Here is a 12310-nt window from a genome sequence, read left to right on the forward strand (position 1 = left end):
GGAGCCTGGTGATGCCCCTTCCTCGCATCAGCGTGTCAGTGAAGTCCGCGGTTCTCCACAACGACCAGATCCTCCTCCTGTCGTATGACGATCACGCCGGGTTCCACTACAACCTGCCCGGCGGCAAGGCACGGGAGGGCGAGGGCCTGCGTGACGCGGTCCGCCGCAAGGTCCTGCAGGAGACGGGGCTGAACGTGGCCGTCGACCGGCTCCTTCTGGTGACCGAGTATGTGCCTGCTCTCTGGGACAGAGAGTTCGGAACCGTCCAGAAGGCCCAGTTCACCTTCCTCGCAAGGCCGCAGAACGGCACCACTCCACGGTTCGCCAGCCCGCTTGACCCGATCCAAGTCGGATTCGAGTGGATGCCCGTCACCAAGCTCACCGAGGTCTATCTGCTGCCCAGGATCAATGAGCCCCTGGCGGCCGCTCTCCAGGGTCGACTCAGCGATCCGTTCATCGACAGGTGGTGAACGTCATGGACGACAACGTGCGTGATTGGCTTCTTACCGAGCAGGCGGGCACGGTCTGCGCCGACCGGCTCAACGTCATGGACGACGAGCTCCGCCGCTTGATCGGTCATCGCGTCGACGGGGCGATCGTGGAACTCGGCTGTTACCGCGGCGCGATGGCTCTGTGGATCCGCTGCGTCCTGGATCGACTCGGCGACAGGCGGCGTGAGGTCCACGTGTACGACTCCTTCGCCGGCATGCCCGCCCCTGGCGATCACGACTCCGATCACCTTGCCCAAGGGGAGCTGTGCTCTGCTCCGCAGGATGTCCTGGACACGCACTCCCGCTGGGGCCGCCCCCCGCCGACGATCCACGCGGGCTGGTTCGAGCAGACCCTCCCCAGCGAGCTCCCACCCGCGATCGCGTTGGCCTACCTGGACGGCGACTTCTACGACTCCACCCTCATAGGGCTGCGAGCCTGCGTGCCCCGGCTCGCCCCCGCTGGCGTGCTCCTCTTGGACGACTACGCCGACACCGCCGCCAACCCCAAGGCGTGGGACGGCCTGCCCGGCGTCAAACGGGCGGCAGACGACTTCTTCGGGCTGCCATCGCCGGTCGAGGCCGTCATCGGCGACGGCGACCTCGCCTTCGGACGTTACCTGGCTCCTACTTCCCGAGAGCTCGGCCGATGACCCACACCGTCCTCATCACCAAGGGAACCGCTGACCTGGACCGACTCCACCACGCCTGCCCTGGTGTCGAGTTGATCGAGGTAGCCGACTTCGAGTCCCCGCCCAGAGCCGTTCGGGCAACCGTCGCGGCGCTGCGCTCCGGCACATCGCTGGGCCGTCGGCAGCTCGACCGGCTGCCGATGCTCCAGCATGTCGTCCGAGCCGGATCAGGCACCGACAACATCGACGTCCACCAGCTCGCCCAGCGCGGCATCACCCTGCATCGCAACCCCCACGCCAGTACCGCCGCCGTGGCCGAATGGTGCCTGGTCGCTGCACTCAGCCTGGCCCGCCGCATCCCTCTGGGGCACAACGGTCTCGTCCAAGGCCAACACCTCAAAACCACCTGCCTGGGTGTTCCTTTGTCGGACCTCAACGTCGCGATTTGGGGTGCGGGTCCGGTCGGACGAGCGACCGCCGAACTACTCGCCCCCTTCACTCGCAGTGTTTCCTTCGCCTCCTGGCCCTCCAACCCGCCTGAGCTGCGACAACTGTCGGTGCGACTCCTCGTCCAGCGCGCCGACCTGCACGTCTTGGCCGTGCCACTGCGGCCTGAGACTCGAGGACGCTTCGGGCAGGAATTCCTGACCGGGGTGGCCGACCGCCGACCTCTGGTGCTCTGTGCGGGCCGGATCGAGACGCTCAACGTCGGCGCGTTCCTGCGCGCGCTCGATGCCGAGCGGATCACCGGTCTGGCTCTGGACTCGATCGATCCCGAGCACACAGGCCAGGTGAACGCGCTGACGGGACCGCGGAACCTACTGGTCACCCCACACGTCGGTGCTCAGCGCACCGACGTCCGGCACGAGCTGGACGCCTGGCTCCTGCGAGTCCTCACCTCGATCACCGCCGGCTCGGCGCCTCATCCAGGAGACGAAGTTCGCGGAGCGGGCCAATGACCAGCGAGTCAGTGCGACGACGCCTTCGCATCGCGGAGCGGACCGTCATGGAACTCCAGTCCGCCCATCCGGGAGTGACGGTCGGTTTGGAGGGCGCTCTGGCGTGCGGCCTCGCCCACGCCACCAGCGATATCGACATTCGGCTGGTAGGCGACGAACAGCTGCTGCCCAAGCCCGGCTCCTGGCTCACCAGCGGAGTCCGGATCGATCTCCAGGTCTCCACCACGCAGCAGATCAACGAGTTGCGCGGGCTTCTGCGCTGTTTCAAGGTACGAACGGACGATCTCGCGCACTTCCGGAGGATCCGCAAAGACCTCCCCAAGCTCACCGGTCTGCGGACCGCCAAGCGCCTCCAAGCTGGCCAATGGATCCCGATCGCCGATTCCAGCGAGGCGACGATCTACCGCGCCTGGGCCGTGGCCGACCGTGCCGAGATGGCGGCGAGCCTGACCGAGGATCTCATCGGTCTGATCGAGGACGGCTTGCACGCCTCGGCCGATCTGGTCCTGGACCGCCTGATGCTGACGCTCACCTCGGCCGAATGCGCCGCCGCCGGACTCCCCCTGCTCGGAGAGAAATGGCTCCCCCTCATCGCGACTCGAGCGTGGGCTACCGAACGACCGGCTGCGCCCCGGCACGACACCGCCTGGGAGTGGTTCCGACCAGTCCAGCAACGCCTGACTCGCGCCTTGCTGTCCTGCCATCCGGTCACCGACAGCGACGACCACGGCACGCCGTACCTCGCACATGCCGATGGCCTCGGATGGCTCCCGCAGCGCTACAGCGACGGCTGGTTCCTGCAGCGTGCCGACGACCGCGTTCCGCTCACCGACTCGGCCCTTCTCGCTTGGGCCAAGCACCTGGAGTCCACGGCCGCCTGACCCCTGAGCAACCCGCATGGAGGTGAGCCTTGTCCACCGCGCCGCCCTCGAACGAACTCGACGCCCTGTACGCGCGGCTCGACCCTGGCGACCACGCCAGGGCTGTGTCGGTGATCCTCAAGCTGCGCGGAGAGACCTGCGATGTCGACTGCCTGTACTGCTTCGAGAAGCGCAAGGAGACTCCCGGTGGACGCCGCGTCGACGCCGCGCAGGTCCACCGACTCGCTGCGCTGTTCGCGGGACGGCCACTCGCGGTCGAACTGCACGGCGGCGAGCCGCTCACCGCGGGCAAGGCCGCGGTCGCCGACGTCCTGCGCGCGCTGGCAGCCAGCCCAAACGTGGTCCGGGTCAGTCTTCAGACCAACGGACTGCGCCTCGACGATGCCTGGCTCGACCTGTTCGACGAGCACCTGCCGTCGTTGGAGATCGGAATCTCCCTCGACGGGGACACCCAGGGGAACAGTTGGCGAGTCGGCTACGACGGAGGGCCCGTCTACCCCAGAGTCGTCGAAAGCCTGCGGCTGCTGGAACGCCGAAACCGGACCACCTCGGTCATCTGCGCCGTCACTCCGCAGATCCTCGGCCGTGCCGCCGAGATCGTCGATCACCTGGCGTCCTTCCCAGCCGTGACAGCGATCAGTTTCGTCCCCTGCTTCGACAGCTCAGTGGTCGCACCGACTCGATCAGCGTCCACGCGAATCGGCACAAGCAGGGTTCTGCAGGCGTCAGCGATCGGACCATCCGGCCCTGCTTGGGCCATCACCCCGCCTCAGTACGCCGACTTCGTCCTTTCCGCGGCTGTCCACTGGGTCCGCGCCGGATGGTTCCGCAAGATCAAACTGGACCCGGTCGTCTCGGTGATCCGCCGCCTACGGGGCCTGCGCACCGGTTCCTGCCACTTCGACGACCTCAAGTGCGACCACATCTTCACGCTGTATCCGGACGGCCGCCTCGGCAGCTGCGACGAACTCCCATGGCCCCAGGCCCAACTTGCCCGCCTACCCCTCCTGCACTCGCAGCAGGACGTTCGGCGCGCGCAGGACCGCTCACGCTTGCTCGCTGACGCCCACGCCCTCATCGCGCCGTGTACCTCCTGTGACTACCAGGACACCTGCGGAGGCGGCTGCATGGCCGTTCGCCGCCGGTACTCACACGCCGACCTCGGCGACGTCTATTGCGACCACCGCATGCGACTTGTGGACGGCGTCGCTGCCCTGCTCACACAACCCGAACACCCCGAAGCGGTCTGGTGCACCAGGCTTCGCTGGCGCCCGCATCACCCGAATCAGATGCATGACGTCGCCGCGTTCCTGCGTCGTTGGGACGACCCGTTCGCCTTTCGACAGCGAGCCCGGCTATGCACCAGCGACGTCGGCAACATCAACACCGTCGGCCTTCCGGGGGTTCACGAGGCGGACGACCTCGACCCCCGGCACCCGCAATGGCGCGACGGCATCGAGCCGGGGATCTTCCCCCTCGTCCAGGCCATCACCAAGCGCTGGGGCTACATCACCTACGACAGCTGCCAAGGGCACCCCGCCACACCAGACGCACCACAACGCAGCCCGTCCGTCGGCATCCTGCCGCGCGACCGGACCGAGGCCGCCGTGATCGCCGCTGGCTTGTGCCAACTCGCCACACGAGCCGATGACGCCTTGCCCCCTACCTTCCGGGTCGAGCTCGGTCGCAACCTGCTGATCTGCGCCACCACTGGGAACCGGTATCCAGTCCTCGACCTGCGGCTGGTGCCCGTTGCCGACAGCAGTCCGAATGACTATTCCGCCGCACTTCCCACCAGCGCTCGCCTCCTCGCCGAGCTCATCAACCACGCCGAGGAGCGCCCCTCCGGTGACGCCCGCTGCCGATGCGCGTGCCCTCCCCCAGCATCCGAACCACGCTCCTTCGACTCCACGGAGGTCCGCCAGTGATCCACATCGCCGAGACACTGTCCGTCCACACTGTCGAAGACTTCCTCAACTCCGATGAAGTGCGGCACCTCAACGAGCTCATGGACCGTGTCCTGGCCCAGCATGGACGCGACTTCTTCGACAGCAGCCGCACCTCCACGATCCACGAGGTCCCCGGCCTTACTTCCGATCAAGCCCGTGCTCTGTACGAACCCAGCGGACGTGTGGAGCTGTGCGACATCCCGGCCGCCGCCGAAGCTGTCCTGAACAGGGCGCTGGATCGCAACCACGCCTTGATCAGGCGGAACCTGCCGTCGGTGGAAGGACACCGTCCCTGGGTCTTTCTGGAATACCAGAACGGCCAGCACGTCAGCGCCCACGCCGACGGCATCGCGCCCCGCCCAGACACCTGGCCCAGACAGATCGCTGCGGCGAGCGTCAGCATCGAGCTCACACCCGACGACAGTGGCCGCTTCTACATCGAAACCAGTGGAAGCGAGGCCCCCTGGACACCACCGTCCCCACACCCCCATACCGCCTACGCGCCCGGAATGCGTTTCGTGTCTGATGGCACCGACGGCTCCTCAGCCTGGTTCAGCACGATGAAACGCACCCGTTGGACCGTGCAACCTGCGGTCGGCACTCTGCTCGTTTTCGGAAGCCAGCTCATCCACGGCACCGACCCCGTCAGGGCCGGCCGAGTGCGCAAATTCCTCACCCTGCTGACTGCCGAAGCGCCGTCCCCCGAGCCTCTGTGAGGCACTCATGCGCCGGAACCGCAGCCCTCCGAACCGATCCCGCCCCCTTCCTCGAAACGAACCCCGATCTGCCACAGCCGCCATGGCCGAGGCGATCAAATCAATCCACATCCGTCAGGAGGACCCGTGAAGGAGAAGGACCAGTTCAGCGAGTTCGTCGAAGCCGTGGACGCCCTGCGCGACGACGATCCGGTGCGGGTCACGGCCCACACCTCCAACGCGTCGGCGCACGGCTGGAACAGCTCCCGCTCGGGGCAGGCCGCTGAGGCGCCCGGCCACGACGTCGAGCCGTAGCCATCACAGATCAAGGTGCGTCCGGCACCGGCCAGGCGGCCTCTGCCGGACGCATCGCCACCAGAGGAGGTGCCCGTGGCCGAACTCTCGCCCCAACCCATGACCGAGCAGTTCTTCCATTTGCCCGGCCTCCAAGAGCGGAGAGCACATCGAACCCAGCGCATTGCAGAACTCCTGGGCAGCAACCTCAGCGGACCCGCCCCAACCGGTACAGCCGTCGCCGACGCCGCTGCCCATCACCTTCTCGAGGGAGCCCGACGTGCCGCCGCTGGCCGCGCTGGCGAGCTGCTCTCCTGGTATCGGCGAACGGAACTACGCGATCTTGCCCACCTGACATTCACGAACTCCGACGGCCGGATACGTCTCCTGCTCCACCCGCCACCCAGTCAGCTCCTGCAGTCCCCGATTTCGGACACGGCTTACTACCTCATCGCACCGGAGACCGAGCCCGCCCCCGCCACGTTGCACGACCTACTCACGGCGGCACTGGACTCGGCCCACAAGCACGGCTTCAGCAGCCTGATAGACCAGCACGCACCGATCGCCTGCGTGCTCGAGCAACGGGACCTGCACGCGACCCTCTTCAGCTGGAGCATCACGCGCCTCCCCGGCACCGTCTTCACCGACTACACCAACGCCGCCGAAGTTCTCGCCCGTGACCTCATTCATGAGGCCGGCCACCACTGGCTTAACGAAGCCCTCGCCATCGGGGCGATCGCGCTTCCAGACGACCTCACCTTCTACTCACCATGGCGTGCGGTAAGACGGCCCGCCTTTGGATTCCTCCATGCCTGCTGGGCCTTCTCCCTCGCCACGATTTACAGCGCCGCCGCCCTCGACGACGCCCCATCGCCCGTGCACGTCTTTCTGATGGATTACCTGGCCGAACAGCGGCAGCTCCTTCGGGCTGCCTTACCCGCCTTCGCCGAAGCTGCCACCCTGATCACATCCAGGTCCCTGCACGAGCGAGTTTCCTCTGCAGTCCAGACCGCCCTTCACTACACAGCTGAGGACCACTGATGGAATTATCTGACCGTTCGTGCTAGCGACGCTCCGAGGGGCTGTCTCTGGGTCAGGAAAGAAGTCCGCGCATTGCGGGGCGGTGCTGACCGACCTGCAGCCCCCGAGCGCCTAAGCCGGGCATTTGAGCGTGGTCTGCATCGTCTTGATCGAGGCCAAAGGAACGATCCGCGTGCTCTTGCCCACGCGAAGGAGTATTCTTCCATCGACGGCACCGGTGATTGTTCCACAGTAGCGTGAGTTATCGGTGTAAACGATGAGGAGCGAGCTGTCCAGTTTGTCGGTCGGGCCTGTCCAGGTAAGCACGACTGCGACCACGATCATAGAAACAGCGAGTAGGGTCAGTCGAAGGGCCCACACCATCGCACGGCGGATGCGGACAACCTCGCCGTCGCTCCAGTCCTCCAAGTCTTCGCCGGTCATGAGGATCTCCTCAGCTGGTGATCAATGCGCGGCCGACAATGTCTGCAGGGTGGCAGTGAGGAGTGCAGCCAGGGCCAGGATCAGCAAGGCAACCACGCACCAGCGGAGAGGCAACGCGCTTCCTCACCGAGTTCGACGGCACCGACAATGTTCTCGGCGACGATGGGATGGTCGGCCCAGCGGCTCTCGTAGATGGTGCGACTCCGCACGCCCTTCCCCAGGGCGGGCGGGGGCTCAATGAGCACGGTGCCCTGAAGCGGACATTCGGTCAGATAGCTCTCCAGCGTCAGCCGGTCGCTCCTTGCCGCGTTCACCAGAGGGGATCCGCTGGGCGACGGCAATGGGAAGGTGGGCGCCCTGTTCGCCGGTCACCTCGCCGTTCCGCCGCCCACGCCGTGGCTCGCCCATCTGCTGGACTTCTCGCGAGCGACCTTCGACGACGACCGCACTCTGCTGGCCGTCTGGCCCCGCGCGGCGACCGGATCACCCTGACTCCCGAGCCCTCGCCGGTCGTCGACCTCAGCACGCTCACGCGGGGGCGGCAGCTGGGCCAGGGCACGGTCCATGTGGTGCTCAACAAGACCGCGTGGCCGACGACCGTCGTCAAGGCCCGGAGCATGCCTGCGGGCGGGTCCCCCATCCCCGATCCGCAGGATCAGGTAATCAGCCAGGTGTTCGATGAAGCCGTCACATCATGCACGCCTGTCGCCCCCGGCAGGGCGCAGTACTTCGGCCAGGTCACCGGTGTGTACAGCGGCGACCAACCCGACGACAGCTGCGGATGGGACCGCCGATGGCGGAACTCCGGCAGCGGCCTCCTCCTATGCGGGAGGTTCTCCAGCGAGTAGCCAGAGCCTCCCCGGTCGTACCTTTGCTGCTGCGACCGGTGTTCTGCTCGCAGGCCGGCCCGGCTACAGAGCGTGGATGGCCTTCTCGATCGTCGCAGCCAACGCGCCCATGGCCGTCGCCGCTGGAATCGCGGCGGTGAGCGCTTGCGACATCAGCTTCAGCTTGCCCACGCGCGGTGTCTCGGAGTCGAGTTCGTCTTTCGCGTCCTCCGCGGCCTCGATGAGGTCGGCGCGGCGGAGGTGATCGGACCTGCCGAGTTCGTCGATCAGTTGGCCGAGCAGGTCACCGATCTCCTGAGAGGTGCGTTGCGGATCCTGCCCGGACTGGGCCAATCTGTTGTCCCGCACCTCGGCCGTGGCGCCCTCGGCGCTCGCGATGGCGTTCCCGGCCGCCTGGGAGCCGCCCGTCGCGATGATCCCGTTGTTGCTGTTCATCTTCGTCCTCCGCTACTTCTCCGCCGAACCCGGCGGTCGGGCCTGGACATCAATCCGTGTTCACGAGCGGGATCTTGTTGAGCAGGCGCACGGCGATCCGCGCCTGGGTTCCGGAGGCGATGGAGTTGGACGCCACCTTCGAGCCGTCGGTCGCGATGATGCCGTTGTTGATGATCAGCTGCTGGCGCTCGATCAGCTCACTCACGTTGATGCCGCGTTCCTCGGCGAACTCGATGAGCGCGTCCAGGGCTCGCTTCTCGATCGTCTTCAGAGCGAGGCCGCTGTCGGCCTTCTGGAAGTGACGCTGATGGCGCGTCGCGGCGGCCTGCTGGCGCACACCCCACTGAGCGCCGTAGTCGAACCGCTCCAGCATGGTGATCAGCCTGTACTGGTACCGCATGCGCCGCGTGATCCAGTAGTCGGGGGAGAACCCGGTGACCGCCCGCACAGGTGAGGCCAGCAGGACGAAACGGGGTACTGGTCAGCGCCTGCGACACCAGCTCGATCCCCTCCTTCAGTGAGGGGTGCGGCATGAGCGTGTCGATGATCCGGTATCGGTCGTCCAGCGGGAACAACACGGTCTGGACCGCTTCGACGCTCAGGTTGGAGTCGGACCGAACGAAGCGCAGGAAGAGCGAGGTGACCAGTTCACCGCCCCAGCCGGTGGAGTGGACGGCCAGGTAGGGGCGGGCGCCCTCTTCGGGGGTGCGCTTCAGCCGGTCCATCTCGTCCTGGTCGATCCGGGGGACGGGCCGTCCGAGCCGGTCGGTGAGGAACCGGGTGTCGTTCAGGACGGTCGTTCCCTCGACGAAGACCCGCTCCTCGATCTCCAAGCAGGGCAGGGACAAGGTGCCGAGACTCGCGGCGACGTGGCTGTAGAGCTCCGTCACGTCGAAGTCCCGCGGGGTTCCGCCGTCCGAGTCCGGAGTGGTGACGTCGAACGTCAGGGACCATGTGTCGATGGGCGCCCCATATCCAACGAAGGGGAAATAGCCCCGGTACACGGTGACATTGCCGTCGGCGTACGCGCCGATCTGCCTGAGTCGTGTCTCGATGTCACTGTTGCCAGGAAGGGGCGCTGCCGCCGGGTCGAACTCGCCCGGACGCAGACTCTGCAGGTGACCGCCGTAACGGGTCGAGACCTCGAAGGCCAGCACCGTCAGCCAGGCGAGGAAGAGCATCAGGGCGACGGCGACGGGAGGAGCCAGGGCCAGGAAGACCAGGGTCAACACGAGCATCGGAGCGAGCAGGAGGTCCCTCTGGTGACGGCGCGCGTTGGCCAGATAGGCGTGGCGGAGAACCACGGGCACGTCGCAGGCCGGGGCCGCCCCCACTCCCAAGTGGGGTTCCGCCGCGATCTGCTTGATGAGCAACTCGGCGTACGGACGATCCAGGTACGCGGCCGCGCACAGATATCTGGTGACGTCCTTGCCCCCACCCCATCGCCGCTTGGATGCCTGTCTTTGTGCGCTGCTCCACGTAGTGGGCCCATCGATCCTGGGTGGCGCGACGGCGTGGGCCGTGGGCCGGGCGCCTGCGGCCGCCGAGGCGACCAGGGGCGTAGTGCACGTTCCGCACACGGTGGCCCCAATGACCGCACCCCGGCCGCATATTGGGCACTCCATCGAAAGCGTCATCACTCCCCGTCCCGTAGCTGGACGAACGAAAACGCGGTGCATCACACTTACAGCGAGTAGCGTCAGCGCGACTGCCTTATGGCAATACCTTTACGCGGATCACGAACCGACAGACGCCCAGGTCAGACCGGACGTTCACCCACGGGAGTCCACGGTGCGAGGGTGGTCAGGGGTGATCCCGAGACGGGTCTCGTGCAAAGAAGTCGATTTCTGAGAAGGCCAGGCCATCCGGGGCATCCCGCTCATACAGCGAACGTCTTTCAGCTGCGTCGGCGGGTGGGTGGTCACAGCGTGATCGCGGGCGGCGCGGCGGTCCCGGGAACGTGGAAAGCCCCTGGTGGGACGGGTGATCTCTCACAACCGTCCGTCCCCACCAGAGGCTTCACATGCTGTTCTATCGTTCTTCGCTGCCGTTGTCGCGTCAGACTCTGATTATGCGACCGGGGTGGTCCGCCGGCACCGCGAGAGCATCGGCGGCCGAGGACGGGCCCTCACGCCGGGCGCGCCAGCGTTGATGGCGTTGGTCTACCTGCGCAAGAGCGAGACGTTCGTCGGCCTGGGCGCGGGGTTCGGGGTGTCCACCCCTCGACCACGTGGCGCTCTGTCAAGGAGACCGTGCAGCTGCTGGCGGCCCGTTCTCCCAACCTCGGTGACGCGTTGCGCGAGGCCGCCCGTGACGGGCTGCTGTACCTGGTGCTGGACGGCACGCTCATCCAGATTGACCGGGTCGCGGATCTCCCGCACGGTCACCCTGACGAAGGCGCGCCACTCCCCGGGCTTGCGGAGCATGGTCGTGACGTCCTTGTCTCCGTTGCGCGCTACGCCTGCGGACGCCACCCTTCCCGGTACTCCGGGGAGTCGTGATACGTCTGGGCGAGGAGCCGTACGGCCGCCCCGAGGCCAGCGGCCCGCCCCGCCTCGAAGTCGCGGCCTGCTTCTCGGACCGGCGTATCGAGATGCGCAACCTGCGCGTACAGGTCGATGACCGCATTCACCATGTCGATCATCGGGATCGTGCTGTCGAGGATCACATCCGTGCCAGGGGGCGCGAGCGAAGTGATCCTCACAACGTCGTGTTCGTCTGCTTCGAGCTTCGACCGCACGAAGCCGACAAGGTCATCATTCATGGCGATCATCTTCCCGGTGACCGCACCGATCGCACCGACCGCATGCCAGGCGACCACGACGTCCTGCCTGTCGAGCAGTACGAGGGCATCGGCACCAAGTGGACCTGCTGCTGACACTCCTCAAGATCACCCGCTGCGTGTTCTGGCCTTTGTGGGCCGGATCCCGTCGTCGGCGGTGGCGGCGACGCGGAAGGCACCTCGCCATGTCCGGTCGCGGCGTTGAACCCGCAGCCTTCACTGTGCCATGCGCCGACCCTGGCATGGCGTAGCGCCTGGCGGATCCGGTCGGCATCGCGCTCGCGTTCGGTCATGGCTCGATCTCAGGCAGCGCCGGTCTGAACGCGGCGGGGGTGCTACATGGGGACACCAGGCTCGGTGAGCAGGGCCGCGCGGCTTGTGCTGCGGGCCTCGGCCAGTGCGGCGACACGGGCGTACAACCGGGAACTCATCGTCGTCCGCCACTCATGCAGAGGCTGAACCAGCCACCCGGAGTGCTCGGCAGGATCAAGGACGATTCGATCAAGGTCCCCGGCGGTCAGCACCCCGCCGTCAAAGACGAACCCCACCTTGGCGCACGGCCATCCAGCGTCAGGACCCAGAAAATGCGTCAGCAGCAGCGACGGAGCTCCGGTGTACACGATCCCGGTCTCTTCACGGCACTCCCTCACCGCCGCCGCGAACGGGGTGGAGTCACCGTGGTCGACGTTCCCACCCGGCAGCTGCCACGCCTCGGCCTTCTGAGCCGATCGCAACACCAACGGGTTGCCGTCCTGGTCAGTGAAGTGGGCCGCCCCGGCGAAGTTGGAGGCTAGATCGCTTGGTTCTCGATCGCCAGGCCGGTGCCGGCGGCTGATCGGTGGAACGTCTCCTCGTACTCGGCCGGAGGAACGTTCCCACAATA

General features: G+C 66.8%; 17 protein-coding genes and 1 pseudogene. 11 read left to right on the forward strand and 7 right to left on the reverse strand.

From position 1 onward, the window contains the following. Window positions 1–11 precede the first annotated feature (11 nt). The 8 genes from EBO15_RS35670 (at window position 12) to EBO15_RS35700 (ending at window position 6939) form a co-directional block, all read left to right on the forward strand. Window positions 12–470: an NUDIX domain-containing protein gene (locus tag EBO15_RS35670; RefSeq protein WP_199745005.1), complete on the forward strand. Its 459-nt coding sequence runs from the start codon at window positions 12–14 to the stop codon at window positions 468–470. 5 nt (window positions 471–475) lie between these two features. Next, window positions 476–1141 carry a TylF/MycF/NovP-related O-methyltransferase gene (locus tag EBO15_RS35675; RefSeq protein WP_122198899.1) on the forward strand — a complete coding sequence of 222 codons (666 nt, stop codon included), beginning with the start codon at window positions 476–478 and terminating at the stop codon, window positions 1139–1141. After that, the gene (locus EBO15_RS35680) at window positions 1138–2079 is read left to right on the forward strand and encodes an NAD(P)-dependent oxidoreductase (protein ID WP_122198887.1); all 942 of its coding nucleotides are present in this window, start codon (window positions 1138–1140) and stop codon (window positions 2077–2079) included. The genes EBO15_RS35675 and EBO15_RS35680 overlap by 4 nt, the downstream gene beginning before the upstream one ends. 47 nt (window positions 2080–2126) lie before the next feature. Continuing rightward, window positions 2127–2960 carry a hypothetical protein gene (locus EBO15_RS35685; protein WP_122198888.1) on the forward strand — a complete coding sequence of 278 codons (834 nt, stop codon included), beginning with the start codon at window positions 2127–2129 and terminating at the stop codon, window positions 2958–2960. A gap of 29 nt (window positions 2961–2989) precedes the next feature. Continuing rightward, entirely contained in the window at window positions 2990–4888 is a 1899-nt protein-coding gene (locus EBO15_RS35690; RefSeq protein WP_199745006.1) for a radical SAM/SPASM domain-containing protein, read from the forward strand. Next, entirely contained in the window at window positions 4885–5625 is a 741-nt protein-coding gene (locus EBO15_RS35695) for a hypothetical protein (RefSeq protein WP_122198889.1), read from the forward strand. Before EBO15_RS35690 ends, EBO15_RS35695 begins: the two co-directional genes overlap by 4 nt. A gap of 126 nt (window positions 5626–5751) precedes the next feature. Continuing rightward, complete coding sequence (locus EBO15_RS44640; protein ID WP_158628451.1) at window positions 5752–5919, forward strand: hypothetical protein; 168 nt, start codon at window positions 5752–5754, stop codon at window positions 5917–5919. A gap of 75 nt (window positions 5920–5994) precedes the next feature. Further along, window positions 5995–6939: an aKG-HExxH-type peptide beta-hydroxylase gene (locus EBO15_RS35700; RefSeq protein WP_122198890.1), complete on the forward strand. Its 945-nt coding sequence runs from the start codon at window positions 5995–5997 to the stop codon at window positions 6937–6939. A 111-nt stretch (window positions 6940–7050) separates the two neighbouring features. On the opposite strand, the gene EBO15_RS35705 is transcribed toward EBO15_RS35700, so the two are convergent. Next, window positions 7051–7362 carry a hypothetical protein gene (locus tag EBO15_RS35705; protein ID WP_122198891.1) on the reverse strand — a complete coding sequence of 104 codons (312 nt, stop codon included), beginning with the start codon at window positions 7360–7362 and terminating at the stop codon, window positions 7051–7053. Window positions 7363–7442: 80 nt separating this feature from the next. Further along, entirely contained in the window at window positions 7443–7676 is a 234-nt protein-coding gene (locus tag EBO15_RS43875; RefSeq protein WP_147481807.1) for a hypothetical protein, read from the reverse strand. A 34-nt stretch (window positions 7677–7710) separates the two neighbouring features. Here EBO15_RS43875 and EBO15_RS44645 point away from each other — a divergent pair, with 34 nt between their 5' ends. Further along, window positions 7711–7854, forward strand: a complete 144-nt coding sequence (locus tag EBO15_RS44645; protein WP_158628452.1) for a hypothetical protein — start codon at window positions 7711–7713, stop codon at window positions 7852–7854. A 77-nt stretch (window positions 7855–7931) separates the two neighbouring features. Then, complete coding sequence (locus EBO15_RS35710) at window positions 7932–8210, forward strand: hypothetical protein (RefSeq protein WP_122198892.1); 279 nt, start codon at window positions 7932–7934, stop codon at window positions 8208–8210. A gap of 63 nt (window positions 8211–8273) precedes the next feature. Here the strand turns inward: EBO15_RS35710 and EBO15_RS35715 are convergent, their stop codons facing one another. Genes EBO15_RS35715 through EBO15_RS35720 form a run of 3 tightly spaced genes read right to left on the reverse strand, consistent with a single transcriptional unit; the run spans window position 8274 to window position 10018 of the window. Then, window positions 8274–8645, reverse strand: coding sequence for a hypothetical protein (locus EBO15_RS35715; RefSeq protein ID WP_122198893.1), 372 nt, complete (start codon window positions 8643–8645; stop codon window positions 8274–8276). 49 nt (window positions 8646–8694) lie between these two features. Further along, complete coding sequence (locus EBO15_RS45515; protein ID WP_199745007.1) at window positions 8695–8850, reverse strand: hypothetical protein; 156 nt, start codon at window positions 8848–8850, stop codon at window positions 8695–8697. Continuing rightward, entirely contained in the window at window positions 8843–10018 is a 1176-nt protein-coding gene (locus tag EBO15_RS35720; protein ID WP_199745008.1) for a hypothetical protein, read from the reverse strand. Before EBO15_RS35720 ends, EBO15_RS45515 begins: the two co-directional genes overlap by 8 nt. 650 nt (window positions 10019–10668) lie before the next feature. On the opposite strand from EBO15_RS35720, the pseudogene EBO15_RS46475 reads away from it, so the two are divergent. Beyond that, window positions 10669–11014, forward strand: a pseudogene (locus EBO15_RS46475) (helix-turn-helix domain-containing protein); the annotation flags it as partial. A gap of 86 nt (window positions 11015–11100) precedes the next feature. Here EBO15_RS46475 and EBO15_RS47410 read toward each other — a convergent pair. Together EBO15_RS47410 and EBO15_RS35735 are read right to left on the reverse strand one after the other, a co-directional pair. Beyond that, a complete protein-coding gene (locus EBO15_RS47410) occupies window positions 11101–11418 on the reverse strand; it encodes a DUF6221 family protein (protein WP_378240530.1) in 318 nt (105 codons plus the stop codon). Window positions 11419–11762: 344 nt separating this feature from the next. Continuing rightward, window positions 11763–12308, reverse strand: a complete 546-nt coding sequence (locus EBO15_RS35735) for an NUDIX domain-containing protein (protein ID WP_122198896.1) — start codon at window positions 12306–12308, stop codon at window positions 11763–11765. Window positions 12309–12310 lie beyond the last annotated feature (2 nt).

Origin of the sequence: Actinomadura harenae (assembly GCF_003696215.1) — a bacterium.
Lineage (GTDB): Bacteria > Actinomycetota > Actinomycetes > Streptosporangiales > Streptosporangiaceae > Spirillospora > Spirillospora harenae.

Bases quoted from the DNA above. Each gene is read 5' to 3' on its own strand.
- EBO15_RS35670 (WP_199745005.1), top strand. From the start codon at position 12: ATGCCCCTTCCTCGCATCAGCGTGTCAGTGAAGTCCGCGGTTCTCCAC.
- EBO15_RS35675 (WP_122198899.1), top strand. From the start codon at position 476: ATGGACGACAACGTGCGTGATTGGCTTCTTACCGAGCAGGCGGGCACG.
- EBO15_RS35680 (WP_122198887.1), top strand. From the start codon at position 1,138: ATGACCCACACCGTCCTCATCACCAAGGGAACCGCTGACCTGGACCGA.
- EBO15_RS35685 (WP_122198888.1), top strand. From the start codon at position 2,127: ATGGAACTCCAGTCCGCCCATCCGGGAGTGACGGTCGGTTTGGAGGGC.
- EBO15_RS35705 (WP_122198891.1), bottom strand. From the start codon at position 7,362: ATGACCGGCGAAGACTTGGAGGACTGGAGCGACGGCGAGGTTGTCCGC.
- EBO15_RS35715 (WP_122198893.1), bottom strand. From the start codon at position 8,645: ATGAACAGCAACAACGGGATCATCGCGACGGGCGGCTCCCAGGCGGCC.
- EBO15_RS47410 (WP_378240530.1), bottom strand. From the start codon at position 11,418: ATGATCGCCATGAATGATGACCTTGTCGGCTTCGTGCGGTCGAAGCTC.